The sequence below is a fragment of the Kitasatospora sp. NPDC001603 genome (assembly GCF_040298365.1).
In the GTDB taxonomy this organism is placed as follows: Bacteria; Actinomycetota; Actinomycetes; order Streptomycetales; family Streptomycetaceae; genus Kitasatospora.
Map to the genome: position 1 here is coordinate 132,414 of NZ_JBEPAA010000005.1, position 24,332 is coordinate 156,745.

Annotated in this window: 26 protein-coding genes and 2 pseudogenes; 14 read left to right on the top strand and 14 right to left on the bottom strand. The window is 74.2% G+C overall.

The annotated features are described in order from the left end of the window. Window positions 1-39: 39 nt before the first annotated feature. The gene (locus ABT263_RS05645; RefSeq protein WP_352287926.1) at window positions 40-519 is read left to right on the top strand and encodes a flavin reductase family protein; all 480 of its coding nucleotides are present in this window, start codon (window positions 40-42) and stop codon (window positions 517-519) included. Window positions 520-665: 146 nt separating this feature from the next. Next, window positions 666-1,883 (top strand): PP2C family protein-serine/threonine phosphatase, encoded by a 1,218-nt coding sequence (locus ABT263_RS05650; protein WP_352287928.1) that lies wholly within the window; start codon window positions 666-668, stop codon window positions 1,881-1,883. A 112-nt stretch (window positions 1,884-1,995) separates the two neighbouring features. Here the strand turns inward: ABT263_RS05650 and ABT263_RS38875 are convergent. The 3 genes and pseudogenes from ABT263_RS38875 to ABT263_RS05660 form a co-directional block, all read right to left on the bottom strand. Beyond that, a pseudogene (locus tag ABT263_RS38875) lies at window positions 1,996-2,364 on the bottom strand (NPCBM/NEW2 domain-containing protein); the annotation flags it as partial. An 84-nt stretch (window positions 2,365-2,448) separates the two neighbouring features. Continuing rightward, window positions 2,449-4,089, bottom strand: a pseudogene (locus ABT263_RS05655) (NPCBM/NEW2 domain-containing protein); the annotation flags it as partial. A gap of 164 nt (window positions 4,090-4,253) precedes the next feature. Continuing rightward, a complete protein-coding gene (locus tag ABT263_RS05660) occupies window positions 4,254-6,356 on the bottom strand; it encodes an alpha-galactosidase (protein ID WP_352287932.1) in 2,103 nt (700 codons plus the stop codon). Between the two features lie 581 nt (window positions 6,357-6,937). Here ABT263_RS05660 and ABT263_RS05665 point away from each other — a divergent pair. Then, on the top strand, window positions 6,938-7,789 hold the full coding sequence (locus ABT263_RS05665) for an SAM-dependent methyltransferase (RefSeq protein ID WP_352287934.1): 852 nt from the start codon (window positions 6,938-6,940) through the stop codon (window positions 7,787-7,789). A gap of 79 nt (window positions 7,790-7,868) precedes the next feature. Here ABT263_RS05665 and ABT263_RS05670 read toward each other — a convergent pair whose 3' ends face one another. The 5 genes from ABT263_RS05670 to ABT263_RS05690 all read right to left on the bottom strand — a co-directional run bounded on the left by ABT263_RS05670 (window position 7,869) and on the right by ABT263_RS05690 (window position 10,701). Continuing rightward, window positions 7,869-8,429 carry a DinB family protein gene (locus ABT263_RS05670; RefSeq protein ID WP_352287936.1) on the bottom strand — a complete coding sequence of 187 codons (561 nt, stop codon included), beginning with the start codon at window positions 8,427-8,429 and terminating at the stop codon, window positions 7,869-7,871. Window positions 8,430-8,704: 275 nt separating this feature from the next. After that, complete coding sequence (locus ABT263_RS05675) at window positions 8,705-8,896, bottom strand: hypothetical protein (protein WP_352287939.1); 192 nt, start codon at window positions 8,894-8,896, stop codon at window positions 8,705-8,707. Between the two features lie 175 nt (window positions 8,897-9,071). Then, on the bottom strand, window positions 9,072-9,707 hold the full coding sequence (locus tag ABT263_RS05680; protein ID WP_352287941.1) for a TetR/AcrR family transcriptional regulator: 636 nt from the start codon (window positions 9,705-9,707) through the stop codon (window positions 9,072-9,074). Between the two features lie 174 nt (window positions 9,708-9,881). After that, complete coding sequence (locus ABT263_RS05685) at window positions 9,882-10,085, bottom strand: cold-shock protein (protein WP_329485672.1); 204 nt, start codon at window positions 10,083-10,085, stop codon at window positions 9,882-9,884. Window positions 10,086-10,203: 118 nt separating this feature from the next. Further along, window positions 10,204-10,701, bottom strand: a complete 498-nt coding sequence (locus ABT263_RS05690; protein ID WP_352287943.1) for a pyridoxamine 5'-phosphate oxidase family protein — start codon at window positions 10,699-10,701, stop codon at window positions 10,204-10,206. Between the two features lie 146 nt (window positions 10,702-10,847). On the opposite strand from ABT263_RS05690, the gene ABT263_RS05695 reads away from it, so the two are divergent. Genes ABT263_RS05695 through ABT263_RS05710 form a run of 4 tightly spaced genes read left to right on the top strand, consistent with a single transcriptional unit; the run spans window position 10,848 to window position 13,404 of the window. Continuing rightward, on the top strand, window positions 10,848-11,444 hold the full coding sequence (locus tag ABT263_RS05695) for a TetR/AcrR family transcriptional regulator (RefSeq protein WP_352287945.1): 597 nt from the start codon (window positions 10,848-10,850) through the stop codon (window positions 11,442-11,444). Then, window positions 11,441-12,301 carry an SDR family NAD(P)-dependent oxidoreductase gene (locus ABT263_RS05700; RefSeq protein ID WP_352287948.1) on the top strand — a complete coding sequence of 287 codons (861 nt, stop codon included), beginning with the start codon at window positions 11,441-11,443 and terminating at the stop codon, window positions 12,299-12,301. Before ABT263_RS05695 ends, ABT263_RS05700 begins: the two co-directional genes overlap by 4 nt. 60 nt (window positions 12,302-12,361) lie before the next feature. Next, window positions 12,362-13,114, top strand: a complete 753-nt coding sequence (locus tag ABT263_RS05705) for a hypothetical protein (RefSeq protein ID WP_352287950.1) — start codon at window positions 12,362-12,364, stop codon at window positions 13,112-13,114. Next, window positions 13,045-13,404, top strand: coding sequence for a hypothetical protein (locus ABT263_RS05710; protein WP_352287952.1), 360 nt, complete (start codon window positions 13,045-13,047; stop codon window positions 13,402-13,404). Before ABT263_RS05705 ends, ABT263_RS05710 begins: the two co-directional genes overlap by 70 nt. A 53-nt stretch (window positions 13,405-13,457) precedes the next feature. Here ABT263_RS05710 and ABT263_RS05715 read toward each other — a convergent pair whose 3' ends face one another. Then, window positions 13,458-14,246, bottom strand: coding sequence for a DUF4230 domain-containing protein (locus ABT263_RS05715; protein ID WP_352287955.1), 789 nt, complete (start codon window positions 14,244-14,246; stop codon window positions 13,458-13,460). A 256-nt stretch (window positions 14,247-14,502) separates the two neighbouring features. Continuing rightward, window positions 14,503-15,270 carry an SDR family NAD(P)-dependent oxidoreductase gene (locus ABT263_RS05720; protein ID WP_352287957.1) on the bottom strand — a complete coding sequence of 256 codons (768 nt, stop codon included), beginning with the start codon at window positions 15,268-15,270 and terminating at the stop codon, window positions 14,503-14,505. Window positions 15,271-15,494: 224 nt separating this feature from the next. On the opposite strand from ABT263_RS05720, the gene ABT263_RS05725 reads away from it, so the two are divergent. After that, window positions 15,495-16,205 (top strand): DsbA family oxidoreductase, encoded by a 711-nt coding sequence (locus ABT263_RS05725; protein ID WP_329485665.1) that lies wholly within the window; start codon window positions 15,495-15,497, stop codon window positions 16,203-16,205. 75 nt (window positions 16,206-16,280) lie between these two features. Here ABT263_RS05725 and ABT263_RS05730 read toward each other — a convergent pair whose 3' ends face one another. Beyond that, window positions 16,281-16,892 carry a TIGR03086 family metal-binding protein gene (locus ABT263_RS05730; RefSeq protein ID WP_352287960.1) on the bottom strand — a complete coding sequence of 204 codons (612 nt, stop codon included), beginning with the start codon at window positions 16,890-16,892 and terminating at the stop codon, window positions 16,281-16,283. 647 nt (window positions 16,893-17,539) lie between these two features. Between ABT263_RS05730 and ABT263_RS05735 the strand changes: the two genes are divergently transcribed. Together ABT263_RS05735 and ABT263_RS05740 are read left to right on the top strand one after the other, a co-directional pair. Further along, complete coding sequence (locus ABT263_RS05735) at window positions 17,540-18,769, top strand: phophatidylserine decarboxylase associated domain-containing protein (RefSeq protein ID WP_352287962.1); 1,230 nt, start codon at window positions 17,540-17,542, stop codon at window positions 18,767-18,769. Window positions 18,770-18,893: 124 nt separating this feature from the next. Further along, the gene (locus ABT263_RS05740; RefSeq protein ID WP_352287964.1) at window positions 18,894-19,436 is read left to right on the top strand and encodes an ATP-binding protein; all 543 of its coding nucleotides are present in this window, start codon (window positions 18,894-18,896) and stop codon (window positions 19,434-19,436) included. Between the two features lie 18 nt (window positions 19,437-19,454). Here the strand turns inward: ABT263_RS05740 and ABT263_RS05745 are convergent, their stop codons facing one another. Together ABT263_RS05745 and ABT263_RS05750 are read right to left on the bottom strand one after the other, a co-directional pair. Then, window positions 19,455-20,093, bottom strand: a complete 639-nt coding sequence (locus ABT263_RS05745; RefSeq protein ID WP_352287965.1) for an endonuclease — start codon at window positions 20,091-20,093, stop codon at window positions 19,455-19,457. A gap of 190 nt (window positions 20,094-20,283) precedes the next feature. Then, the gene (locus tag ABT263_RS05750; protein ID WP_352287967.1) at window positions 20,284-21,387 is read right to left on the bottom strand and encodes a carboxylate-amine ligase; all 1,104 of its coding nucleotides are present in this window, start codon (window positions 21,385-21,387) and stop codon (window positions 20,284-20,286) included. A gap of 235 nt (window positions 21,388-21,622) precedes the next feature. On the opposite strand from ABT263_RS05750, the gene ABT263_RS05755 reads away from it, so the two are divergent. The 4 genes from ABT263_RS05755 (at window position 21,623) to ABT263_RS05770 (ending at window position 23,511) form a co-directional block, all read left to right on the top strand. Beyond that, a complete protein-coding gene (locus ABT263_RS05755) occupies window positions 21,623-22,096 on the top strand; it encodes a hypothetical protein (protein WP_352287969.1) in 474 nt (157 codons plus the stop codon). Between the two features lie 166 nt (window positions 22,097-22,262). Then, window positions 22,263-22,859, top strand: a complete 597-nt coding sequence (locus ABT263_RS05760; protein ID WP_352287971.1) for a TetR/AcrR family transcriptional regulator — start codon at window positions 22,263-22,265, stop codon at window positions 22,857-22,859. Next, window positions 22,856-23,203, top strand: a complete 348-nt coding sequence (locus ABT263_RS05765; RefSeq protein ID WP_352287973.1) for a nuclear transport factor 2 family protein — start codon at window positions 22,856-22,858, stop codon at window positions 23,201-23,203. Before ABT263_RS05760 ends, ABT263_RS05765 begins: the two co-directional genes overlap by 4 nt. After that, window positions 23,200-23,511: a TfoX/Sxy family protein gene (locus tag ABT263_RS05770; protein ID WP_352287974.1), complete on the top strand. Its 312-nt coding sequence runs from the start codon at window positions 23,200-23,202 to the stop codon at window positions 23,509-23,511. Before ABT263_RS05765 ends, ABT263_RS05770 begins: the two co-directional genes overlap by 4 nt. A gap of 160 nt (window positions 23,512-23,671) precedes the next feature. On the opposite strand, the gene ABT263_RS05775 is transcribed toward ABT263_RS05770, so the two are convergent. Beyond that, window positions 23,672-24,070: a hypothetical protein gene (locus ABT263_RS05775; protein ID WP_352287976.1), complete on the bottom strand. Its 399-nt coding sequence runs from the start codon at window positions 24,068-24,070 to the stop codon at window positions 23,672-23,674. Window positions 24,071-24,332: the final 262 nt, after the last annotated feature.

The window sequence follows — 24,332 nt, forward strand, 5'->3', positions numbered from 1 at the left end:
CGCCGCCACCGCGGCCTCCGCACGGAAGGAGCGACACCCATGCCCGACTTCGACGCCTTCGCCGCCCTGCTGGACTACCCGGTGTACGTCGTCACCACGGCCGTCGGCCGGGAGCGCGCCGGGTGCCTGGTCGGCTTCGCCGGTCAGTGCTCGATCCGGCCGGTGCGCTTCGCGGTGTGGATCTCCAAGGCGAACCACACCCACGCCGTCGCGTCGCGCGCGGAGTTCCTGGTGGTCCACCTGCTGCCCCGGCACCGCCACGACCTCGCCGAGCTGTTCGGCGGGCGCACCGGCGACGACACCGACAAGTTCGCGGACGTCCGCTGGACGCCGGGCCCGGGCGGGGCGCCCGTCCTGGCGGACGCGGCGGCCCACTTCGCCGGCCGCGTCCACGCCCGGACCGACGGCGGCGACCACACCGGCTTCCTCCTCGACCCCGTCGACACCCGGACCACCGCGGACGGTGCGCCGCTCACCTTCCGCGACGTCACCGACATCGACGCGGGGCACCCCGCCTGACCGCCCCCCGGTTCGCCCCCCCCGGCGTGCCGGGGACGGTCCCGGTCCACCGTCCGGCCGACCGCGCGGCCCACGTGCGGGTGACTCCGGCCCGGTTCCCTCCGCGTCGGCTGGACGGCGCGGTCCGGCCCGGCTCGGCTGGAGCGATGACCGACGAGACCCTGCCGCTCAACCTGGGTGAGCAGCTGATGGAACAGTTCCTCACCACGCGACGCACGCTCGACCCGGCCGACGTCCCGGTACTGGCCCAGCAGTACGCCCAGACCCTCGGCATCGGCGTGAGTACCGTGTACCTGGCCGACATCCAGCAGAACCACCTGTTCGCCCTCGGCGGCGGTGCCGCCCTCCCGATCGAAGGCACGCTGGCCGGCTGGACGTACCGCACCGGGGGGCTGCGGGTGGCGGAGAGCGACGACGGCAAGCTGCTCGCCTGGTTCCCGCTGGTCGACGGCGCCGAGCGGCTCGGCGTCCTGGGCGTGCGGACCGCCGCGCTCGACAACGCCGCGGTGCGCCGCTGCCGGCTCCTCGCCGCGATGCTGGCGATGGTGATCACCTCGAAGCGCGACACCAGCGACAGCTACGCCCGGGGGACGCGGGTGGAGACGATGAGCCTGCCGGCCGAGATGCTGCGGGCCTTCCTCCCCCTGCGGACCGTCTGCAACGGCCAGGTCATCTCGACCGCCGTCCTGGAGCCCGCCTACGACCTCGGCGGTGACGCCTTCGACCACTCGCTGGCCGCCGGCGTCCTGCACGCCGCCGTGCTGGACGCGATGGGGCACGACCTCGCCTCCGGTCTGACCGCCGCGGTCGCCCTGGCGGCCTGCCGCAACGCCCGTCGCAACGGCGCCGACCTCCCGGACCTCGTGGACACCATCGACGACGCCCTGCAGCGCTGGTTCCCGGACCGCTTCGCCACCGGCATCTTCGCCCGGCTCGACCTCGCCACCGGCACCCTGCACTGGTCCAACTGCGGCCACCCGCCCCCGCTGCTGATCCGGGGCCACGAGGTCGTCGCGGACGCCCTGACCCGTACCGCCGAGCCACCGCTGGGGCTGTCGGGTCTGTCGGGCGGTCCGCGCGCCGTGCACACCTTCTCGCTCCGGCCGGGCGACCGGATCCTCCTCTACACCGACGGCGTCATCGAGGCCAAGGGCACCAACCACGAGATGTTCGGGCTGGAGCGCTTCGCCGACTTCGTCATCCGCGCCACCGCGGCCGGCGAGGCGGCCCCCGAGGCGCTGCGCCGTCTCATCCACGCCCTCCTGGAGAACCAGGACAGCACGCTGACCGACGACGCCACCATCATGATGATCGAGTGGCAGCCGTCCGACCTGCCGGCCTCCGACCCCGACCGGCTCCCGTGACACCCGCCCCGGCGCTCCCGGCACGGGGTCGGCCGGTGCTCCCGGCGGGGGAACGGCCCGGGCGCGGCGCCGGACCAGGTCCGGCGCCGCGCCTTCGAGCCGTGCGGGTGGTTCAGCAGCTGAGGACGGGGCCCGCCCAGTCGGCGTGGTCGCTGATGGTGCCGTCGCCGCCGTCGGTGACCACGAGGCGCAGTTCCTCGGCGCCCGTCAGGTCGGCGGTGAGGTGCCTGGGGGCCGACGTCACGGTCATCAGGCCGCTGTCGGCGACCTTGACGGCGTCCTTGTAGATCTCGAACGAGACGCTCGCGCGGCCGCTCGCCTCGGCGTCCACCCCCACGTCGGTGGTGAGCGAGGTGCAGGAGCCGCCGAGGAAGTAGACCACCTGGCTGAGCGCGTTGACGCCCAGACCCTTGGCGTACGTGGTGCCCGCGATGGTGATGGTCCGTCCGTCCCGGGCCCGGTTCTCGCCGTTGCTCATGTCCTTCTCGACCGGGCCCCAGCTGTTGCCGGCGGAGGCCCAGGCGAGGTCGGAGAGCTGGTGGGCACCGGCGGCCGGACCGCTGCCGCAGGCGAGCCGCGGGCCCGCCCAGTCGGCGTGGTCGTAGCTGGTGCCGTCGTTGGCGTCGGTGACCACCAGACGGACGGTGGTGGCGCCGGTGAGGTCGGCGGTGAGGTGTCTGGCGGGGTCCTTGCCGGTCATCGGCCCGCTGTCGGCGGCCAGGGCGGCGTCCCTGAAGATCTGGAACCTGACCGAGCCGTTGCCGTAGGTCTCGTCGTCGATCCCGACGTCGGTGACCAGGTTCCGGCAGGCGCCCCCGAGGTGGACGCCGACCTCGCTGGGCGCGTGCACGCCCAGGCCCTTGGCGTACGCGGCGCCGCGGATGGTGAGGGTGTGGCCGTCAGCGGGCCGGATGTCGCCGTTGCTGCGGTCCCGCTCGACCGGTCCCCACTGGTTGGTGGCGGTGCCGAACGGGAGGTCGCTCAGCTGGGTGACCCCGGTGGGCGGGGGGACGGGCGAGCCCGGGGTGACCCGGAACATCGCGGTCCCGTGCCCCGGCACGACGGCGCTGACGGTCCCGTCGCCCGTGCTGGACTTCTTCGACCAGAGGTCCTTGACCTTGTAGGTCTTCGCTCCGGCGATGCCGAGGGTCCGTGCGGTCGCGGTGATGGTGGCGTCGTAGGAGCCCTCGTTGGTCAGGGTGACCGCCCGGCCGCCGTCCGCCAGGGGCTTGGACATCACCACCAGACCGTTCTCGCTGGAGACCACCGAGCCCTGCCGGCCGAGCGGGTCCTGGTCGACCGCGATCACATCGGTGTTGGTCAGTATGGCCAGGGTCTCCGGGGAGGCGGTGCGCAGATCGGTGCCGATCATCAGGGGCGCGGCCATCTCGGCCCAGAGGCTGAAGTGGGTGCGGTACTCCGTCGCGGTCATGCCGCCGTTGCCGACCTCCAGCATGTCGGGGTCGTTGAAGGCCCCGGGCTTGGCGTAGTCGGCCAGGCCCTGGTTGGCCTGGGCGATGGCGATCATGCTGTCCCAGGTGTCGTCGATGTCGCCGGTGGTGCGCCAGGAGTTGCCGACCGGCGGGGCCCACTCCCACGGGCCGGTGCTGCCCCACTCGCAGATGCTGTAGAGGATCGGGCGGCCGGTCGCCTTCAGCGCGTCGCCCATCGCCCGGTAGCGGGTCCGGGCGTCGACGCCCTGGTTGTGGCAGTTGTCGTACTTGAGGTAGTCCACTCCCCAGGAGGCCCAGAGCCGGGCGTCCTGCTGCTCGTGGCCGAGCCCGCCGGGGAAGCCGTTGACGTCGCAGGTGTGGTCGCCCGCGCTGGAGTAGAGGCCGAACTTGAGCCCCTTGCCGTGGACGTAGTCGGCGAGCGCCTTGATGCCGTGCGGGAAGCGGACCGGGTCGGGGACGAGGTCGCCCGCGCCGTCGCGCTGCGGCTGCGCCCAGCAGTCGTCGAGGTTGACGTACTGGTAGCCGGCCGCCTTCAGGCCCTTGCTGACGAAGAGGTCGGCGATGCCCTTGATCATGGCTTCGTCGAACTGGGCACCGCAGTGCGTGGAGTTCCAGTTGTTGAAGCCCATCTGCGGCGTCAGGTTGAGGCCGTTGTCCAGGGCGAGCGCGGGTGGTGCGGTGGCGAGTTCGAGGCCGACGGCGAGGGCGCCGCCACCGGTGAACAGGGTCAGGGCGGTCAGCGCCGAGGCCATGCGGCGCGGCAGTTCCGTGCGACGCGACCGTGCGGTGCGGCGCGGTGGTGCGGTGCCGGGGGAGCGCAAGGGTCCTCCAGAGAAGGGGTGTCGGGTGGGACGGGGCCCCGGCTCCGGCGCTGCGCCGGAGCCGGGAGACGGGGGAGTCTCCGGCGGACGGCGCGTCAGGAGAGCAGGCTCCAGGACTGCCCGACCAACGATCCGTCGGGCGGGCCGGTCACGACCGGGGAGGTCGCGGCGGTCTGCGGCGCGGAGAGGACGAGACCGGTGGCGACGTTGGTGATGGTCAGCGCGCCGGTCGCGGTGCTCTGGACGACGCGCCACTTCTGGGCCGGGTCGGCGGGGTCCCAGGCGTTCCGGACCCGGGCGGGCTGACCGGCGGCGGCGCCGGTCAGCGTGCCGTGGCGCTGCGTGTCGGTGTAGCAGTTGTCGGTGATGCGCACCGTGCCGTCCGGGTTCGGCGCGAAGTTCCACTGCTCGGAGGTGTGCCAGCTCCACCAGGTGTTGATGTCGGTGGGGGAGCCGTCGGGGGCGCTGCAGGTGCCCTGGACCTCCAGGGCCTGGCCGCCGGTGCCGCCGGCGCTGATGCCGTGGTAGCGGCCGTCGCCGATGACCGCGGCCGGCCCGGTGCCCGGCAGCGGCTTGAGGCGGTACAGGACGACGCCGTGCGGCTCGACCTGGGCGCCGAGCGCGCCGGTGACGTTGCCGGTGGCGCCGGTCCAGAGGTCCTTGGCCGAGTAGCCGGGGCCGGTCAGGCCGAGTTCGGCGAGCGTGGTGGAGACGTTCCGGTAGCCCGCCGGGTCCTGGTTGACCAGCAGGACGGCGGTGTCGCCGTCGGCGAGCTGCCGCTTGAGGACGATCGGGGCGGTGCTGCCGGCGGGCGGGGCGCCGACCAGGGTGGCGGGCCTGGTCAGCCGGTCCTGGTCGATCGCGATGACATCGGCGTTCTTGTAGACGGCGAGCTGCTCGGCGGTGATGCCGGTGGACCAGGTGAGGCCGTCCCGGGTGTGCCGGGAGTCCGCGGCGGTGCGCAGGTCCGCGCCGGAGATGAGCGGGGAGGCCAGCATGGCGAGGATCGACATCTCGCCGCGCGACTCGGTCACGGACATCGGCTTGTGGCAGGGGCAGGTGTCGGTGACGCCGTACACGCCGTACGGGTTCTGCCAGCCGGCGAACATCATGTCCAGGTCGTTCCAGCTGCCCGGCCGCACGTTGCCCGGGTACTTCAGGGCGGTCTGCAGCTGGCCGTCGTAGAGCACGCCCTCCAGGTCCGGACCGCGGTCGCCGCCGATCCGGCAGAGGTTGGCCACCTGTCCGCACCAGACCCCGGTCGGGGCGTAGCCGGGGGCCTCGAACGCGGGGGTGCCGGCCGCGACCACCACCGGGTCGGTGCGGGCCGGGTCGTCACCGGCGAGGAGGTAGGGGACCCCGCTGTGCACCGGCTGCGCGGAGACGCTGAGGGTCACCCGCGGGCGGCCCTGGGCCCGGGAGGCGGCGTCGAGCGCCTGCTGGAAGTCGCGCACCCGGGCGTAGATCGACCGGGTCAGCTCCCTCCCCTCGCCCTGGGTCCAGTAGTTGTGGCCGTCGGGCCCGATGATCTGCGGTCCGTAGGGGCAGTCGTCGTACTTGACGAAGTCCACGCCCCAGGCGACGAAGTCGGCGGCGTCGGTGGCCTCGTGCCCCAGGCTGCCGGGCCGGCCCTGGCAGGTCGTGTAGGTGTCCGTGGCGTAGAGGCCGAACTTCATGCCCTTGCTGTGGGCGTACCAGGACAGGTACTGGATCCCGTTCAGGGTCTGCCCGTTGACGGTGTGCGCGGGGTAGCGGGCCGGATCGGGGACGAGGTGGCCGGTGGTCAGGTCGAATCCGGTGCCGTCCGTCCCGCTGGTGGGGTTGCGGTTGGCGTCGTAGAGCTGCATCGCGCCGTAGGCGGTCTTCACCAGGTCGGTGGTCTGGCCGTCGCGGTGGCCGAGCGACCAGCCGTCGTCGATGGTGACGGTGTCGTAGCCGGCCTGGACCAGCCCGTTGGCGGCCATGAAGTCGATGGTCTGGAGGACCTCCTCCTGGGTCACTCCGGTGCCCAGGGTGTTCCAGGAGTTCCAGCCCATCGGCGGGGTGAGGGCGAGGCCGTTGTCCAGGGCCGCCGCGGGGGCGGCCGTCCCGAGGACGACGGTGCCGAGCCCGGTCGCCGCGAGGGACAGCGCGACGAGCGCACGGGGCAGCGCGCGGCTCAGTGCTCGGGGCACGGCTCGGCGCAGGGGTATCCGCATGGGGCGCTCCAGGGTGCGCGAGGGGGGTGGGGGATCGGCAGTCCGCTGCCGTTCGTTTCTGTTCGAAAGTCTCAACAGAAAGCAACGCAGCAAAGAGAAGCACACGTGCTGGCCGTCCTCAAGTGCCTTGCCCAAAATCGTTTGTGACGGTCACTCGGCGGGGCGCGGCGCGGGATAACCCCTTGCGCGCCGCGTCGAGTCACAGGTTGATCTCGGCGTGACGGAGCTCTTGACGGGAGGATGCCAAGGCATGTGACATTTCACATGACGTTGAAATCCGTTTGGTTCTGATTACTTGTCAGGCGTCCGCTCGCCCCCGGCGTGCTCGGCGCCGCCCTCGATTCCCGCCTGCGCCGACACCGGGTTTCCCGGCCGGCCCGAAGGAGCGTTCCATGAGTCGACACACCGTCGACAGGCTCTCGGCCTCCAAGCCGAACGGCCCTGACGCGGGCGCGCGTCAGGGCCGTGAGCACCGTGCGGGCGACCGGGGCCGCCGGGCCGGTCGCGCGGCCGGGGCGGGGTGGGGGATTCCCGGTGTGCTTAGGATGAGATGACTTGCTGTCAGGACGAGTGGGGATTTCATGCGGGACGATGCGATGACCGGCTGGTCGGGGCCGGTGGCGGCGGGGGAGTGGCAGCCGCCGGCGGAGCTGAACACCGGCACCCCGCACCCGGCCCGGATGTACGACTACTACCTCGGCGGGAAGGACAACTTCCCGGCCGACCGGGAGGCCGCCGAGAAGGTCATCGCGGCCATGCCCGACGCCCGGCTCGGGGCCCGGATCAACCGTGAGTTCCTCGGGCGCGCGGTGGAGTTCGCCGTCGGCCGGGGCGTCCGCCAGTTCCTGGACATCGGTACCGGGATCCCGGCCGTGGGCAGTACCGCGGAGGTCGCCCACCGGGTGGCTCCGGACGCCCGGGTGGTCTACGTCGACAACGACCCGATCGTGCTCACGCACGCCCGCGCCCTGCTGGCCTACCACCCGGCCGGTCACACCAGCGTCCTGCACGCGGACCTGCGGGACCCGGAGGCGATACTGGGGGATCCGGGCCTGAAGGAGGCGCTCGACCTCTCCCGGCCGGTGGCGCTGATGCTGGTGGCGGTGCTGCACTTCGTCCGGGACGAGGAGGGCGCCGCCGAGACGGTGGCCCGGCTGCGGGACGCGCTGGCGCCGGGCAGCATGCTGATCCTCTCGCACGGCACCCAGGACTTCATGACCGCCCGGGCGGCCGCCGAGACCACCGAGGTCTACAGCCGCGCGAGCTCGCCGCTGGTCCTGCGGGCCCAGGAGGAGGTCCGGGAGTTCTTCGGCGACTTCGAGCTGGTCGACCCCGGCCTGGTCCAACTGCCGCTCTGGCGGCCGCGGGCGGAGCTCCCGCCACGCTGGCAGGAGGCGGCCCCCGCCTACGCCGGAGTCGCGGTCAAGCGCTGACCGGTCCCCGGGGCCGCACGGTGTCCCCCGCGTCGAGACGCGGGGGACACCGGCGTTTCCGGGCCCGGCGGGGCGCCCGTCAGCCCATGCTCTTGGAGCCGTCCAGGGCCTCGCGGAGGATGTCCGCGTGGCCGGCGTGCTGCGCGGTCTCGGCGATCAGGTGCAGCAGGACGCGGCGCGCCGACCAGCGTGCGGAGGCCTCGAACCAGGGAGCCTTCGGCAGCGGCTGCGAGGCGTCCAGGTCGGGCAGGACGGCGACCAGCTCGTCCGTGCGGCGGGCCGCCTCGGCGTAGTCCTCCAGCACACCGGCCAGCGTCTCGCCGGGCAGCAGCCGGAAGTCGTTGTTCCGCCGCTCCCAGTCGGCCTCGGTCATGGTGGTGAAGTCGCCCATCGCCGAGGGCCCTTCCAGGATGAAGGCCGTCCAGGCGCGCTCGACGCTCGCGACGTGCTTGATCAGACCGCCCAGGCAGAGCTCGCTGACGGTGGTCCGGCGCCCGGCCTGCTCGTCGGTGAGGTCACGGGTGGTGAAGCGGAGGAAGTGCCGCTGCTTGCCCAGCGCCTCCAGCAGCTCCGCCCGCTCCCCGCCGGCGGCGGCCGCCGCGGCCTGCTCGGGCGTGGTCGCGGTGGTGGTGTCGGTCATGGTGTCCGCCTTCGTCGTTCGTTCTCCGTTGCCGAGAACCAAGGTAGGAGCCATCTGGGTCAGGTCCTGTCCTAGTGCCGCACCGGAGTGGGGCCAGTTCCGCGGAGCGGCGCACGGGGCGCGCGTGGCAGCCCGCGCCGATACGGGGACGTAACGCCTTTACCGGAACCTGACGGTATCGATGAAGGGATGAAACCCCTTCCTGACCGCGGGTGACGCGGGGAGGGTGCTCCGGTGAACGCGGGCCGTCCGTCCGGCCCCGGCCCGACGGTCCGTCAGGGTATGGGGCCATTCGCGCCGGTGGCCGGTCCGGTCCGGCGGCCCGCGGGGGGCACCTGGGCGGGCCGGAAGCGGGTGACCTTGTCGATGGAGCCCACCGGCACCTCCTCGCCCGGCAGCTCGGCCATGGTGGCGGCGGTGGCCATCGGCAGGCCGCCGTGCCGGTCTGCCGGGGCACGGCCGTCCATCGGGTCAGGCCGCCCTGCCGTGCGCGCTCCGGGGTGCGGCGTCGTCGGGGTGCGGCGTGGTTGGGGCGTGGCGTCGCCGGGGTGCGTCGTCGGGGTGCGGCGTGGTGGGGTGCGCCGGACGGGCCCCGCTGCCGGAGCCGTCCGGCGCCGCCTGAGGGCCCGTCACCTCGGGCGGTCAGGGCCGTTCGGCGGGCGGGAGCAGCGTGGCGATACCGGCGCAGATCAGCTCCAGACTGCGGGCGAACTGCCCGTCCTGGTCGTGGACGGCCGCGGCGACGGTGCGGGGAAAGCGCCGGTGCAGGGCGGCGACGGCCTCCGGGTCGGGCGGTACGACCGGCGATTCGCTCTGCTCCTGGAGGACGTAGCCGGTCACGTGGCTGAGCACGGTGTCGGCGGCGGTGCCGCACTGCTCCGCCGGGACGCCCGCCGCCGCGAGGGTGTCGAGCAGCCGTTCCATCACGGACAGCGCGCCGGGGCTGAGCGTCTTCGGGCTGTCGGCGAACATGATCGCCCCGCCGGGGTGCTGCCGGATGCTCCGGCGCAGGGCGACGGTCTGCGCCGTCACCCGGGCCTGCCAGCCGCTGGAGGCGTCCAGTGCGGCGAGTGCCTCGGTGCCCGCGTCATACGCCTGGCGGGCCACCCGGTCGGCCATCAGCTGCAGTAACGCGGCCTTGTTGGGCACGTGGTAGTAGAGGCTTCCGGCGTGCGCGTCGAGCCGCTCCGCCACCCGCCGCATGGAGAGGCCGTGGTAGCCGGACTCGGCGAACACGGCCATTCCGGCGTCGATGATCCGGTCTGCGGTCAGCTTCACCCCGGCAGTCTAACGATCACCCCGGAGTATTCGAACGCCGTTTGAAACCGGCCCGGCGGCCTTTCGGCCACGAGCGGGCCGGGAGGCTGGGTCGGGAGCGGGCCACGAGCGGGCCGGGAGCGGGCTGATGCCGGCATCCCTGGGCGGGGTGCCGGCACGGTGGTTCAGCTCCGGTCAGACCTTGACGACGTTCTCCGCCTGGGGGCCCTTGGGTCCCTGGGTGACGTCGTACTCGACCACGTCGTTCTCGTAGAGCTCCTTGAAGCCGGTGGTCTGGATGGCGGAGAAGTGCACGAAGACGTCCGGGCCGCCGTCGTCCTGGGCGATGAAGCCGAAGCCCTTCTCCGCGTTGAACCACTTGACCTTGCCAGTTGCCATGCCGATCTCCTTCACACGTGTTGGGCGCGGCCACGATACCGCCACTGAGCAGTGTCGATGGCGGAAGGTGTCCGGGCTGTCACCCCGAGTGGTGCGAGCGGGTGATCCGGCGGCGGGGTCAGGTCCGGTCGCGCTCGTCCCGCCGGCGGATCAGCTCCTCCACCGCGCTCGGCAGGGTCGTCTCGAAGTCGATCAGCTTCGCCCAGGTCGGGGTGACGACGATCCGCACCATGCCGTCGTAGAGCGAGCGGACCTCGGCCTCCCACGCGGCCCGCTGCTCGGGCGTCATCTCGTAGGCGCCGTTCCCGCGCAGGTACTCGTCCGGGATGCCCTCGACGACGTCGAGCTCGGCCCGGCCGCGGACGAGCAGGATCTTCGGCGGGTGCGCCTCGGTGTCCATGGTCAGCGCCACCGCCGGGTTCCGGCGCAGGGACGCCAGCTTCGGGGCGTTCTTGACCGTGCACATCACGATCTCCGAGCCGTTCCAGGCGTACCCGATCGGTACGACCCGGGGCGTGCCGTCCTTGGCGACATAGGCCAGCCGGGTCAGCGCCCGGGCCAGGAGCTCCTGGCTGAGCGGCCGGTTCAGGACCTCGTTGATCTCGGTCGGCTGCACGGTCGATCCCACCTTCCAGCGGTAGTCCAGCAGAGCCGTTCCAGCTTAGGAAGGTTCCGGGGCCGGGGTCTCGTCGGGCGGGGACGGGGCCGAGCGGGCGGGGGAGGGGATTGACAGGGCCCAGGAGAGGAATGAATATTCATTCCGTGGCACCCAGGAAGCCCGACCTCGACCGCCTGCTGATCGACACCGCCCTCGCGCTCTTCGCCGAACGCACCTACGAGGGCACCCAGATGCCCGCCGTCGCCCAGCGCGCCGGAGTGGGCGTGGGCAGCATCTACCGCTACTTCCCCAGCAAGGAGGCGCTCGGCAACGCGGCCTTCCAGCACGCCAAGCGCGCCCTGCTCGACCACCTCGCCGGCGCGCTCGCCGAAGGGGGACCGGCCGGTGGCATCCGGGCGGAGTTCGGCCGCTTCTGGCGCGGCTTCACCCGCTACGCCGGCGCGTACCCGGACGCCTTCGTCTTCCTCGAACACCAGCAGCACGACACCTTCCTCGCCCCCGAGAGCCGCGCCCTCGCCGAGGAGATCGACCGCGTCGCCGCCGACTTCATCGAACGCGGCCAGCGGGCCGGCGAGATCCGCGAAGGCGACGCCGCCCAGCTCGTCGCCCTCGCGCTCGGGGCCTTCACCGGCCTCGTCAAGCTCCGCCGCCCGGGCGGCCTGCACACCCTCCCCGCCGAGGACCTCGACCGCGCCGAAGCCGCCGTCTGGGACCTCCTGCACCGAAAGGTCTCGCCATGACCGACGCCGCACGGACCGTGCTGATCACCGGCTGCTCCTCCGGCCTCGGCCGGGAGACCGCGCTCGCCCTCCACCGGCTCGGCCACCGGGTCCACGCCACCGCCCGGCGCCCCGAGACCCTCGCCGACCTCGCCGGCCTGGGCATCACCACGCTGGCGCTCGACGTCACCGACGAGGCCTCGATGGCCGCCGCGGTCGCCGCCGTCGAGGCCGCGCACGGCCAGGTCGACCTGCTGGTCAACAACGCCGCGTACGGCCTCCACCTGCCGGTCGAGACCGCCGGCCGGGAGGAGATCCGCGCCCAGTTCGACACCAACGTCTTCGGGCTGGTGCGGATGGCCCAGCTGGTCCTGCCCGGCATGCGCCGCGCCGGGCGCGGACGCATCGTCAACATCTCCTCCATGGCCGGCCGCTTCTCCCCGCCCGGCGGCGCCTTCTACCACGCCAGCAAGCACGCGGTGGAGGCGATCAGCGACTCGCTGCGCCTGGAGGTCGCCCCCTTCGGCGTCGAGGTGGTGGTCGTCCAGCCCGGCCCGACCATCACCGGGTTCGCCGCGACGGCGGTGGCCACCATGCACGGCGAGGCCGACCCGGCCGACCCGTACGCGGGGTTCCGCAGCCGCCTCGCGGAGATGTACGGCGGCCGCACCTTCACCCGCCGCAACGGCGCCGTGCCCGCCGAGGCCGCCACCCGGGTCGTGGTCCGGGCCGCCACCGCCGCGCGCCCCCGCGCCCGCTACGCCGTCGGCGCCCTGGCCCGCTCCACCATGCTCGCCAAGCGGCTGCTTCCCGACGCGGCCTTCGACGCCCTGATGCGCCGGAGCTTCCCGCTGCCCGAGCCGCTCCGAGCGGCCTGACCCGTCCGAGGGGGCCGGGCGGCGGGCCGGCCCGCCGCCCCGCTGGGGCAGAATCTCCCCGTGCTCGAAGAACACTTCACTCCCGTGGACGAACCGCTCGCCGGCCTGGCCCGCCGGCTCCTCGCGGCGCGGACCGGCGGCTGGACCGAGGACGGCGCCCGGGCCCTCGTCGACGGCCTCGGCCTGCGCCGGGCCGGCCCCGCCGACGGGGCGTCACCCGACGGACCGCGGCTGCGCCCGGTCGGGCCGTCCGAGCGCCGCTACGCCGAGGGGCGGGCCCATCTCGAACTGGCCGTGCCGGCCGGACGGGGCGGCCCCGACGCCGCCGGCCACGTGCTGGCCTTCGGCCGGGCGCGGACCGAACTGACCGACGAACTCGGCGAGGCGTCGGTGATCGGTTCGTACGGCTCGCTGGGGCCCTACTACGGCCCGACCCCGGCCTGGGGCGCGCCGTTCCTGCGGTGGCGCGGTCCGCACGACACGCTCGAACTGCGGGCGGGCCGCCGGGGGCCGGAGCTCGTCCTGCGGCCCACCGCTCCGCTGGAGGACTGGTACCTCGGCCTCGGCCACGGTGAGGAGAACGCCATCGGCGGCTTCCTCGGCACCCGCCGGGCCCCGTCCACCGCCGGGATGAGCCTGCCCGGCCGCTGGTCGGCGCGGAGTTGGGAGACGGTGACCGAGCGCTCGCCGCGTTCCTCACCACGCTGCCGGCCGAGTTCGCCGCGCTCGGCATCGCCAAGGTCATGCGGCTCTACGGCCGGACGGGCGGCGGGGCGCCGCGCCTGTTCGACATCGACGCGGACAGCCGGCTGATGCTGGCGTCCTTCGCCGAGCACGACGCCGACCCGGCCGCGGCGGGCTGGGGCACCGTCGCCGAGCACCCCGGCACACGGGAGACCTGGGCGGACGACCACGAACCCAGGTGGCGCCTCGACGCGGGAGGCCCGGGGGAGCCGGACGGCCGGGCCCTGGCCGGGACCCTCGTGGCGACCGCGCGCGCGGCGGGCGTCGCCACCCCCGGTGACCTGCTGCTGGGCAGCGAGGCGGAGGACATCGGCCCCTACCGGGTGACCTTCCACGGCCTGGGCCTGGCCACCGTCTGACCGGCCGGCCGGGGCTTTCGGCGGCGACCCCGAAAGCCCCGGCCGGCCCGACGTCAGCGGACGACGGTGACGGTCACGGTGGTGAAGCCGAGCGAGGTGAGCAGGTTCTGCAGCATCGCCCGGGTGTTCTTCTCCGCCGTCGCGGTGAGCGCGGTCTGCTCGGCGGCCGCCTTGATCTTGTCGGTGGCCAGGATCTCCAGCTTCTGCTGGTCACCGGGGTTGCCGGAGAAGAAGTCCCCGAGCCGGTCGAAGAGCCCGCGCTGCTGGGAGAACACGTAGGAGCGCTTCACGTCCAGCGCCGGGTCCGCGAGGCGGGCGTGCGGCAGCGTGACGGTGGCCGAGCGCCGGTCGTCGGAGACCGTCACCGCGCCGTTCGCCAGCTCGCCCAGGTCCACGTACGCGTCGACGGTGCCCGCGGCCACGTACAGGGTGCGTTTGCCGAGGATCTGGGACGGGAGGAACTTCGCGTCCTGGTCCAGGTCGACGATGACCTGGAAGTTGCCGCCGGCCGCGGTGTAACGGCTCATGTCCTGGATGGACTTGAGGACGGCGGGCTGGCTCCGGTCGATCTGGCGCTCGGCGAAGGGATTGGGCAGTCCGGGCAGCAGGTCCAGCTTGGCGGCGGCCAGGAAGACCGCGAGGATCGCCGCCAGGGTGACCGGCAGACCGACGTACCAGGGGACCCTGCGGGGTCGCGACCGGGCGTCCGGCGTGCGGCGGGGCGCCGCCGTCTTCCGCTCGGTCCCTTCCGTCCCTTCCGTGCGCTGTTCGTCGGATTCGTCGCTCCGTTCCGTGTGCCGTCTCTCGGGTTCGTGCCGTCGACCGTTCGTCGGCCACCGCATCGCTGGACCTCCTCGACGGGCCCGCGCCGGGTCGGCCCGGGCATCGGGGCCCTTCTGCCCGCTCGGGCGCGGGGCAACGGTTCCGTCGTGTGCGGATCTGTTCCCGGGCGCTCCGGCGGCCGCGCCGGGGGCGGGACCGGTCGGCGGCCTGCTGACGGCGGCCCTGCCGACCCGATCCCGCGCCCGGCATGCCGAACTCCCGCGCCTGCGGAAGGTTTTGGCCCGGGATGCGGCCGGGCGGGCGCCGGCGGACCGGTCAGGTCCGCAGGTGGGAGGCCCCGTTGAGGTCGAGGATGGTGCCGGAGGACCACTCGGCGGCGGGGGAGGCGAGCCAGAGCACCGCGGCCGCGACCTCGGCGGCGGTGGCGACCCGGCCGAACGGGCTCTGCGCGCGGATCGCCTCCCCCTCCGGGCCGTTCAGCCGCGGGGCCACCCGCTCCGTCTCGAAGAAGCCCGGGGCGACGGAGGCGACGGCGATGCCGTGCGGGGCGAGGGAGACGGCGAGCGACTGCCCCAGGGCGTGCACGGCGGCCTTCGTCGCCCCGTACGCCGGGTGGTCCGGCTCGCCCCGGAAGGCGCCCCGGGAGCCGACGTTGACGATGCGTCCGCCGCCGCCCCGCTCGATCATCGCGTGGGCGGCCCGGTGGCTCAGGTAGGCCGTGCCGAGCAGGTTGACCGAGACGTGCCGCTGCCAGCTGTCGACCCACTCATCGTACGGCGTCCCGGGCAGCGGGTGGCGCAGATTGACGGCCGCGTTGTTCACCAGCACGTCGATGCCGCCCAGCGCCCGCACCGCCGCGTCGGCGACCCGGGCGGCCTCCGCCGGGTCGGCGAGGTCACCGTGGACGAGCGCGTGGCCCGAGCCGTCGAGCGAGGCGAGCGTCTCGGCGGCGTCGTCCGCACGGGTGCCGTAGTGCACGGCCACCCGGTCGCCGTTGGCGGCGAAGGCCTGGGCCACCGCGCGGCCCAGGCCCCGGGAGGCCCCGCTGACCAGCACGCGACGGCCGGTGGAGGGCAGGTTCATGGCGGGATGCTCCCGGGGTCGGGCCGTCGGGCACGGCCGGCTGTCCAGCACCCTACGGCGGGCCCCACCGGGGCGGCCGACCGGGCCGCCGACACGGTCGCGGGCCTACTGGCCTGCGGGCGCCGGGGTGAACATTTCACTGCGGGAAATATTTACCTCATCACGCATGTTGGAGGTCGGGCGGTGCGGGAAGGACCCGCCCGGCTGAGGACAGGAGCAGCGCCGTGCGCGTCGAGATCTGGAGCGACATCAACTGCCCGTGGTGCTACATCGGCAAGGCACGGTTCGAGAAGGCCCTCGAACGGTTCCCCCACCGGCAGGACGTGGAGATCGTCCACCGCTCCTTCGAACTCGACTCCCGGTCGCCCGCCGAGGCGCGCCCGGTGGTCCCGCTGATCGCCGCCAAGTACGGCCTCGGGCTGGACCAGGCCGAGGCGGCCGAGCAGCGCATCGCCGCCAGTGCCCGCGAGGAGGGGCTGGACTACCGCACCGAGGGGCGCGACGCGGCGAACTCCTTCGACATGCACCGCATGCTGCACTTCGCCGAGGAGCACGGTCGCCAGGCCCGACTGCTGGACCTGCTGTACCGGGCGAACTTCGCCGACGAGCGCTCCGCCTTCGCCCCGGGCCGCCTGGTGGAGCTGGCCGTCGAGGCCGGGCTGGACGCCGGGGAGGCGGCCCGCGTGCTGGCCGACCCCGACGCGTACGCGGAGGCCGTGCGCGAGGACGAGGCGACGGCGACGGCGATGGGCGCCACCGGAGTGCCGTTCTTCGTCTTCGACCGCCGGCTGGGGGTGTCCGGCGCGCAGCCGCCGGCGACCTTCACCGCCGCGCTGGAGCAGGCCTGGGAGAGCCGGGTCGTCCTCCTGCCGACGGCCGGCGCCGAGGCGGGAGAGGTGTGCGGACCGGACGGCTGCGCGGTCCCGCAGGGCTGAGCTGCGCGGAGTGGGACGCCGGCCGGTCCGACGCCCTGCTCCGCACCCCCGGCCTCCGAAGGCCGGCGCCCCCGGTCAGAGCCGCTGGGCCGACCAGGCCGGGTCCCGCCCGGTGAGGGCGATCAGCTGGTCCTGGGCGTCGGCGCCAGGTGCCGGGCTGCGGGCGGGGGCGAACTGCCCGGTGCCGGCGAGATCGTGGCAGCTCCGGAACTCGGCGAGTGCGTACCGGGCCGCAGCCTCGGGTATCCGGCCGTCCCGGCCCAGCGCCCGGGCGAGGTCCCAGCCGTGCACGACGGTCTCGGCGGTCAGCTCGCGGGCGTAGCCGCCGACATCGCGCAGCCCGTACGGTACGTGCGCCAACTGGTCCGGCGCGCCCGGCCGGTCGAGGGCGCGGACGGCGCTGCCGAGGGCCATCGTCCAGACCCCGACCGGGTTGCGGCCCAGGACGTCGCCCTCGAACCGGTGGCCGATCTGCGCCGGGGTGTAGCCGGCGACCGCCTGGCCGACCCACAGGTGCTGGGCCGTGAGGTGGTTCAGCAGGGTGCGCACGTCCCAGTCGTGGCAGGGGGTGGGCGCCGTCCACCGGTCCTCGGGCACCGCCCGGACCAGCCGGGTGACTTCCGCCCCGGCGGCGGCGTAGCGCTCGCGGACCTCGGTGTGGAACCCGAGTGTGTGGGGACATCCCATGGCCGGGCCTCCGTTCCTGCCCTGGTGACTCCCAGTGAACCGCGACCGGGCGTGAGAAGCCAGATCTACGCGGGCTGATTCCGGCGACGGTGCCGGAAGGTGACCGCGGGGTCGCCGAGCGGACCCGGGGGTGCGGTCCGCCGGGCGGGTCGGCAGCTGTGCCGCCGGGCGCTCGGGGCCGGCCGTCCCGGGAGGGCCGCCGGCTGCCCGAAACGGGCCGTACCCGGTACGGGCCTTACCGCGGCTGATTGGTTCGTCCACGTGCTGGCGTGTCGGCGACCGGCCGGTGGCCTCCCCCCGCCATGATGACTCCGCGGGCACCCGAACTCCCCTGCTCGGGCGGTCCCGTGGCCGGTCTCCCCAGCCGGCCGGGTGGTGAAGTCCCCGCACACCGCACCGGGAGCACGTGTGACGAACCTTCGGCCGTGGCACCGGCCCGCACCGAAGGCTCCTTCGTGGCACCCGGCCTGAGCACCCGTCGGCGGTCGCCGGGGGCGGTGTGCGGTGTGATCTTCGAACCCGTCTCCGCGTTCGCCTGTCCGCGCCGGAGAACCCGCCCTTCCCCGCGTCGACGTTCATCCAGCCGGGGAGGCCCACGGGCCGGGCGACCTCCTCGCCGTGGGGCCGTCACCGACCAAGGAGACCTCGTGACCGACCTCGAAGACCACCTCGACGCCCAGTACGAGAGCAGTTTCCCGCGCCTCGCGGGCTACCTCCCGGAGAGCCGGGAGGCCGTCGACAGGTGGCAGTCGGAGTTCGTCGCCCGGCTCGCCGACGGCCCGACCGAGCCGGCCGGCGCGGTGCTGGACCTCCGGACGCTGCTCAGGAACGACGCGATCGTCCGGATGTACGTGATCCAGATGATGGAGCAGGTGCAGCCGCCGCACAACCGCGTCCGCACCGTCGACCAGTTGCTCCGGGCCCTGACCCGGATCATCCACGACGTGCCCAGGTACGACCCGGACCCCAGGCAGCGGATCGCCTTCCCGATGTCGGCGCTCTTCGTCTACATGATGATGACGCCGGCCGGCCAGGCGGTGTTCCGCAACGAGAAGTTCAACAGCGCGCTCCAGAAGGTCCTGAAGGACTGGTGCGGCTACCTGGACTCCGCCGACAGCTGCCGCGTCCTGAACGAGGGACCTGAGGGCTGGCTGTCCCCGGAGGCCGTCAAGGAGTTCGACCTCGACGACTTCGAGATCGACCGCACCGAGCCGCACTGGGGCTTCACCTCCTACAACGACTACTTCCACCGCAGGATCCGGCCGGACCTGCGCCCGGTCGACCCGGACCCCAAGGCGATCGTCTCGGCCAACGACGGCACCGTCTGGAAGATCGCCCACCTCGTCCGGGAGTACGACCGGTTCTGGCTCAAGGGGCAGCCGTACTCGCTGGCCGACATGATGGCCGGCAGCCCGTACGCCGAGCGGTTCGTCAACGGCCACGTGCTGCAGTCCTTCCTCTCCGGCGCCGACTACCACCGCTGGCACGCGCCGGTCTCCGGCACCGTCCGCGGTGCCGAGGTCGTCTCCGCCCTGATGTTCAGCAACGCCGAGAGCGCGGGCCAGGACAAGACCGCCGGGACGCACTCGCAGGGCTACCAGTCCTCGGTGAACACCCGCGGCCTGGTGTTCATCGAGGCCGACGATCCGAAGATCGGCATGGTCTGCGTGGTGCCCATCGGGATCACCGAGATCTCCTCCGTCACCCTCTCCGTGACGCAGGGGGACACCGTGCGCAAGGGCCAGGAGCTCGGCTACTTCAGCTACGGCGGATCCAGCATGTGCCTGGTCCTCCAGCAGGGCGCCGTCGGGGGCTTCGGCACGTTGAAGGAGAAGGACGTCATCAAGGTCAACGCGAAGATCGCCCGGGCGGGCTGACCTCCGCCGCCCGCGGGGTGCCGCCGCCGAGCCGGCGGCGGCACCCCGCGGTGCGATCACCGTCCGTTCCGGGCAACCGGCGCGGGGCCCGTGTAGCGGCCACGGAGCGGGGCAGGCGCGGGTCATGGACGACACCGCGGCCGTACCGACCGGGCCGACCGCCGGCGCCGGTCCCCCCAGCTGCCCGCTCGACGCAGAGGCCGAAGAGGCGATGAGGACGATCGACCACACCACCGAACCCCGTGCGCAGCAGACCAGGCGGCTGTTCCTGGCGGAGCGAGCCGGCGCCGTACCGCGCTCCCGCGACTTCTGCCGCCGCGCACTGACCGACTGGCAGTGGCTGCCGGCGGCCGACGACGAACAGCTGGCCGCGGCCGAGGACGTCGTGCTGATGGTCTCCGAACTGGTCACCAACGCGTGCGTGCACGCCCCCGGAGGCCCGTACGAGCTGCGCCTCGCCTGGGACGGCAGCCGGCTGCGGATCGAGGTCGGCGACGCCGGCCGGGAGCCGCCACGGCTGCGCGCGCCCGCCGACCGGGGCGCGCCCGGCGGGCACGGGCTGCGGGTGGTCGACCGGCTCGCCCGTGCCTGGGGGTACCGGCCGGAGCGTGACGGGAAGACGGTGTGGGCCGAGGTGCCGGCCCCGCCCGGCCCCCGGCGGCCCTGACGCGGGGCCGGGTGCCGCTCAGCCGGCCCGCAGCCGCTCCACCGCCCCCGGCGCGCGGCCGGCACGCACCAGGCCGTCCGCGAGCCGGACGAGGTCCCGCGGCGCGACGAGGCCGGCCAGTGCCCCGGGGCTGCGGGGGAGGCCCAGTGCGGAGGCGCTCCGCCGGGCCCGCGTGTCGAAGAAGGGCCGGAGTTCCGGCCAGACGCCCTGGGTCTCGCGGCAGAAGATGTCGGCGGCGGTCGGGCCGATCCTGGGCACCTCCCGCAGCAGCCCCCGCAGCCGTTGGACGTCTCCGCCGGCCTCCCGGCGCAGCGCCCGCAGATCCCCGTGCCAGCGGTCGAGGACGAGCTCCGCGCCGTCGCCGAGAGCCGTGGCCGTGCTCTCGTCGTACCTGCGGTAGTGGGCGCGGCCCAGCGCGTCCACCCGGTCCTGCCACGTGGCACGCGCCATCGCCCGGGGCGTCCGCAGCCCGGCCGCGAACAGCTCGCGGGCGGCGGCGACCGCCGTCTCGGTCCGGATCGGGGCCGCGCACAGGACGCAGAGCACCAGCACCTGGTACAGCGGTGCCGGGGTGTCGGCCAGGCGGATGCCGGCCTGGTGGGCATAGGTCTCGCCGTAGTCGTGGAGCACCCGGCGGGCCGTCCGCTTCGCGTCCATCGGAGTCACCTCCGCTCGGCGGCGCCCTGCGCGGGGGAGGTACCCGGCGCCGGACGGGCGGTTCCTCCCACCGGCTCGGCTACCCGGCCCGGCGCGGGCGACACGCCGGGCCGGCGGCACTGATCGGCGCTCGGGCCCCGGAGGTCCCGCTCGGGCCCCGGTGGTCTCGCTCAGGCCCCGGTGGTCTCGCTCAGGCCCCCGTGGTCTCGTCGGCGATCGTCGCGACGAACTCCGCCCTGCCGCGGCGGCGCAGCGTGCGCCGCTGCCGCACGGCCCCGTTGCCCTCGCGGAGCAGCCGTTCCAGCACCGGCGTGACGTGGCGCTCGTCGTCGGTGGCGGTCAGCACCGGGTCCAGGTAGTCCAGCAGCGCGGCCACCGCGCGCGCGGCGGGCGCGAGGTGCCCGGAGAGCGGGTCGAGGACCGTTCCGGTGCAGCCGTGCCGGGCGCTGTGCCAGACGGCTGCCGCGAGCACTTCGGGGGTGACGGCGGGCACGGGCGGCCGCGCCCGGTCGTCGTCGAGCAGCCGGGTGGCGAGGGCGCGGAGGAGGCCCGCGAGCATCACCGCCTCGTCCGGGCGGAGCTGGACGTCCATGGCGCGGACCTCGACGGTGGGGTACCGCTCGGAGAGCCTGATGTGCCAGTAGAGCTGTCCGCTGTCACGGATGAGCCCCTCCCCGACGAGGTCCGAGGTGCGGCGGTCGTAGTCGTGGGTGTCACGGAAGGACGGGGGCGGTCCGCTGACCGGCCAGCGCCCGAAGACCACGGTGCGCCAGGACGCGAAGCCGGTGTCGGCGCCGTGCCACAGGGGCGAGTTGGCGGAGAGCGCGATCAGCAGCGGCAGCCACGGCCGCAGCCGGTTCAGCAGGGTGACGCCGGTCGCCCGGTCGGGTATGCCGAGGTGGACGTGCATCCCGGCGATCAGCTGTTCGTCGGTGAGGCGCCGGGCCTGGGCGTGCATGGCCCGGTAGCGGGCCGTCGGGGTCACCGGGACGGGGAGGCGGTCGGTGTCGGCGAACGGCGCCGCCGCGCAGGCGGTGAGGAGGCAGCCCTCCTCGCGGGCGGCCTGGCCGAGGGCGTGGCGCATCCGCAGCAGGTGGCCGCCGGCCTCGTCGAGCGCATGGCAGACCGGGGTGGCGATCTCCAGCTGGGCCTGGAGCAGTTCGTGCTGGACCTCCCCGTCGGCGAGCGCCGGGTGGAGCCCGGCGGCCCGGCGCACCTGGGCCGCGCGGGCCAGGGGCAGACCGGTCTCCGGGTCGAGCAGCAGGTATTCCTCTTCCACACCCAGGGTCAGCATGCCCTGCGACTACCCGCCGTCATCCGGATCACTCCGGGTCAGCGGCCTCCACCGCCATTCGCCCGGCCCACCCCCCCGCCGACCGGGGCGCCCTGCGGGTTCGACCCGGTCGGCGCGGGTACGTACGAGTCGAGGCGTACGGGGGCGGGCGTCCGCGACGGTCGTGGGTGCGGCGGGCCCGCTCGCCGTGGGCGCCGGGCCGGTGCGTCCGGCGCCGGCCGAAAGGGGCAGCAGCATGGGCGACGCGGCACCGGGCGGCGGGCAGGACCGGGACACCGCCGGGCACGCACGGTCGGCGGACTGTCGCAGGGCCTTCGCGGAGGTCTCCCCGGAGGACGCGGCCGCCCTTGTCACCCGGGTGCTCACCGGGCCGGACCCGGCGACGGCGAGCGACGCTGTCCGCGAGTACCTCGGCCGCCGGGCCGCCGAACTGCTCACGGACCCGGGCTACCCGGCCTGGTGCCTGGCGATGACCGGCCCGGTGGCGGCGGACGCCTCCGCCGCCCGGCGGCTGCGGGAGTGGACGCTGCTGCGGGCCGTGACGCTGGACGAACCGTGGGAGGCGGACGCCCTGCTCGCCGCCTCCGACTGGCTCCAGCTGCGCACCGCCGAGGAGTCCTCGGCGGTGATCGCCCTGGCCGTCCTCGCCGAGGGCGGCCGGACCAGGCGCATCCGCAACACCGCGCGGTCCCGGCTGACCGGCGCCTAGCCCGGGGGACGGGCGGCGAGCAACACCTGGACCTCGGCGAGCGCGGGCGAGTCCGTCCGGCGAGGGCGAGGGCGAGAGCGGCCCGGCCCCGGTGCTCGACGGCGGCGCGGCCCCGGGCGGCGGCGTGCTATTTTTGTGAGCGATCGTTCAACTAAGGGGGTCGCGGGTGGGGCGCAAGCAGCTCTGGGACCGGGGCGAGGTCCTGGCCCGTGCGATGGGGCTGTTCCGTCGCCGCGGCTACCAGGGGGCCTCGGTGCGGGACATCGAGGAGGCGACCGGGCTGCATCCGGGCAGCCTGTACCGGGTGTTCGAGAACAAGGACGGCCTGTTCCGCGCGGCGCTGGACGCCTACAACGACCAGGTGGTGCGGGGCCGGGTCCGGGAGCACCTCCTGGAGCCGGCGGACCCGGTGGCGGGTATCCGGTCGTTCTTCACCTCGACGTTCGAGACCGGCCCCGATCCCGACCCGGGGTGCCTGCTGACCAACACCGCCGTGGAGTGCTTCACCGTCCCGCAGGCCGCCGACGCGGTCCACCGGGGGCTGGAGACGATCGAGTCGGGCTTCGCCGAGGCCCTGACGCGCGCCCGGGCGCTGGGCCTGTCGTCCGCGGACCTCGACGTCGAGGTGTCGGCGGCCCAGCTGCTGGCGCTCTACCAGGGCCTGCTGGTACTGGTCCGGGCCGCGACCCCCGTCACCAAACTGCGCACGATCACCGACGGCGCGATGGCGTCGATCGGCCACGAGAGAGACGGACAGCGATGAGTGACTCACAGCAGCTCTGGACGGACTACGCCGCGTGCTGGTCGGCGGACGCCGGCGAGCGGCTCGCCGCGCTCGGCGAGGTGGCGGTCGAGGACGTCGCCTACCGGGACCCGGGCACCGAGGTCGCCGGCCTGGCCGGGCTGGCCGGCTACATGGCCGGGTTCGCCGGGGCCTTCCCCGGTCACCGGTTCCGCATCGACGAGGTGCTCGAACACCACGACCGCTCGCTCGCCCGGTGGACCCAGCTCGGCGAGCAGGGCGAGCCCGCCATGGCGGGCGTGAGCACCGCGCTCCACCGCGACGGCCGGCTCGCCGACATCACCGGGTTCTTCCTCCCCGCGTGAGCGGTTCCCGCAGCCTCGCCGAGCACGTCGCCGACCAGCTGGCGCCGCTCGGCGAGGTCACCCTCCACCGCTACTTCGGCGGCTGGGCACTGCGCAGCCGCGGCAGCCAGTTCGCGATGGTGATGGACACCCTCTACCTCCGTGTCGACGGCGCGTCCCGCCCCTCCTACCAGGAGGCGGGGTGCACGCCGTTCACCTACCACGCGGCGGGCCGCGAGGTGGTGGTGCGGGCGTACTACAGCGTCCCGGCGGAGGTGATGGACGACCGGGACGGGCTGTGCGCGTTGGCCCGCGCGGCCCTCGCCTGACCGCGCGGCCCTCGCCTGACCGCGCGGCTCCTCTAAGACACCGCCGCGCCACCCGATCGGGGCCGGCGGTCTCTCCGTCTCCCGCCGTCACGGCACTACCGTTTCAGGGCCCTGTACCGCTTGAGGAGAGCGGTGAGGCGCTCCGGGTCGGCCGCGCCGTTCAGCTCGGCGGTGAGGCCGTCGGGGCAGAGTACGTACGGGGCGCCCGACCATCGGCGTCCCCGGTTGTCCCGCCCTGCGGGGCAGGGGCCGCGGCTTCGCCCGGGGCCCCGCCGGCCTCCCGGTAGCAGTGGCCGGAGCAGAAGCTGTCCCGCCGCCGGACGCCGGGGTGCTCGTACGCGCGCCCGCAGCGCACGCAGGTGCGCGTACCGGGGCCGGCCGGCTCGGCCGCCAGCCCCAGGGCCTCCAGCAGCAGCCGGCAGTCGGCCTCGTCCAGGGCGTGCGCGGCCACCAGGGCACGGGCCCGGGTCGCGACGGAGGCCGGGGCGATCTCGGCGAGCGGCTCGATGGTCTCGCCCAGGGTCATCAGGTCTCGTTCGGCGTGTTGCACGATCGCCACCCCCGTCGGACTGCGCGGTCGGGAACCTTCCACCCTACTGCGCCCGGTGCCGGTCCGGACGGGCGGTGCAGGGGCCGTCCCGACATCTCCGCGCTGCCCCGCCCGCCGGACGCGGCGGTACGACGCCTTCCCGACCGCCCCGGCCTCCGGTGGGCGCCACGAGGGTGCCCACCGGCCGATGTGCGAGACAGAGCCGGATCACGTGGCCGAGGATCGAGGTGATCGATCCGAGCGGTTCGAGAACGACGGCCAGGTGCAGGAC

Excerpts from the sequence above, each read along its gene's own strand:
- ABT263_RS05645 (WP_352287926.1), top strand. The coding sequence starts at position 40 with ATGCCCGACTTCGACGCCTTCGCCGCCCTGCTGGACTACCCGGTGTAC.
- ABT263_RS05650 (WP_352287928.1), top strand. The coding sequence starts at position 666 with ATGACCGACGAGACCCTGCCGCTCAACCTGGGTGAGCAGCTGATGGAA.
- ABT263_RS05660 (WP_352287932.1), bottom strand. The coding sequence starts at position 6,356 with ATGCGGATACCCCTGCGCCGAGCCGTGCCCCGAGCACTGAGCCGCGCG.
- ABT263_RS05665 (WP_352287934.1), top strand. The coding sequence starts at position 6,938 with ATGCGGGACGATGCGATGACCGGCTGGTCGGGGCCGGTGGCGGCGGGG.
- ABT263_RS05670 (WP_352287936.1), bottom strand. The coding sequence starts at position 8,429 with ATGACCGACACCACCACCGCGACCACGCCCGAGCAGGCCGCGGCGGCC.
- ABT263_RS05675 (WP_352287939.1), bottom strand. The coding sequence starts at position 8,896 with ATGGACGGCCGTGCCCCGGCAGACCGGCACGGCGGCCTGCCGATGGCC.
- ABT263_RS05685 (WP_329485672.1), bottom strand. The coding sequence starts at position 10,085 with ATGGCAACTGGCAAGGTCAAGTGGTTCAACGCGGAGAAGGGCTTCGGC.
- ABT263_RS05700 (WP_352287948.1), top strand. The coding sequence starts at position 11,441 with ATGACCGACGCCGCACGGACCGTGCTGATCACCGGCTGCTCCTCCGGC.
- ABT263_RS05710 (WP_352287952.1), top strand. The coding sequence starts at position 13,045 with ATGCGGCTCTACGGCCGGACGGGCGGCGGGGCGCCGCGCCTGTTCGAC.
- ABT263_RS05715 (WP_352287955.1), bottom strand. The coding sequence starts at position 14,246 with ATGCGGTGGCCGACGAACGGTCGACGGCACGAACCCGAGAGACGGCAC.
- ABT263_RS05720 (WP_352287957.1), bottom strand. The coding sequence starts at position 15,270 with ATGAACCTGCCCTCCACCGGCCGTCGCGTGCTGGTCAGCGGGGCCTCC.
- ABT263_RS05730 (WP_352287960.1), bottom strand. The coding sequence starts at position 16,892 with ATGGGATGTCCCCACACACTCGGGTTCCACACCGAGGTCCGCGAGCGC.
- ABT263_RS05740 (WP_352287964.1), top strand. The coding sequence starts at position 18,894 with ATGGACGACACCGCGGCCGTACCGACCGGGCCGACCGCCGGCGCCGGT.
- ABT263_RS05745 (WP_352287965.1), bottom strand. The coding sequence starts at position 20,093 with ATGGACGCGAAGCGGACGGCCCGCCGGGTGCTCCACGACTACGGCGAG.
- ABT263_RS05750 (WP_352287967.1), bottom strand. The coding sequence starts at position 21,387 with ATGCTGACCCTGGGTGTGGAAGAGGAATACCTGCTGCTCGACCCGGAG.
- ABT263_RS05755 (WP_352287969.1), top strand. The coding sequence starts at position 21,623 with ATGGGCGACGCGGCACCGGGCGGCGGGCAGGACCGGGACACCGCCGGG.
- ABT263_RS05765 (WP_352287973.1), top strand. The coding sequence starts at position 22,856 with ATGAGTGACTCACAGCAGCTCTGGACGGACTACGCCGCGTGCTGGTCG.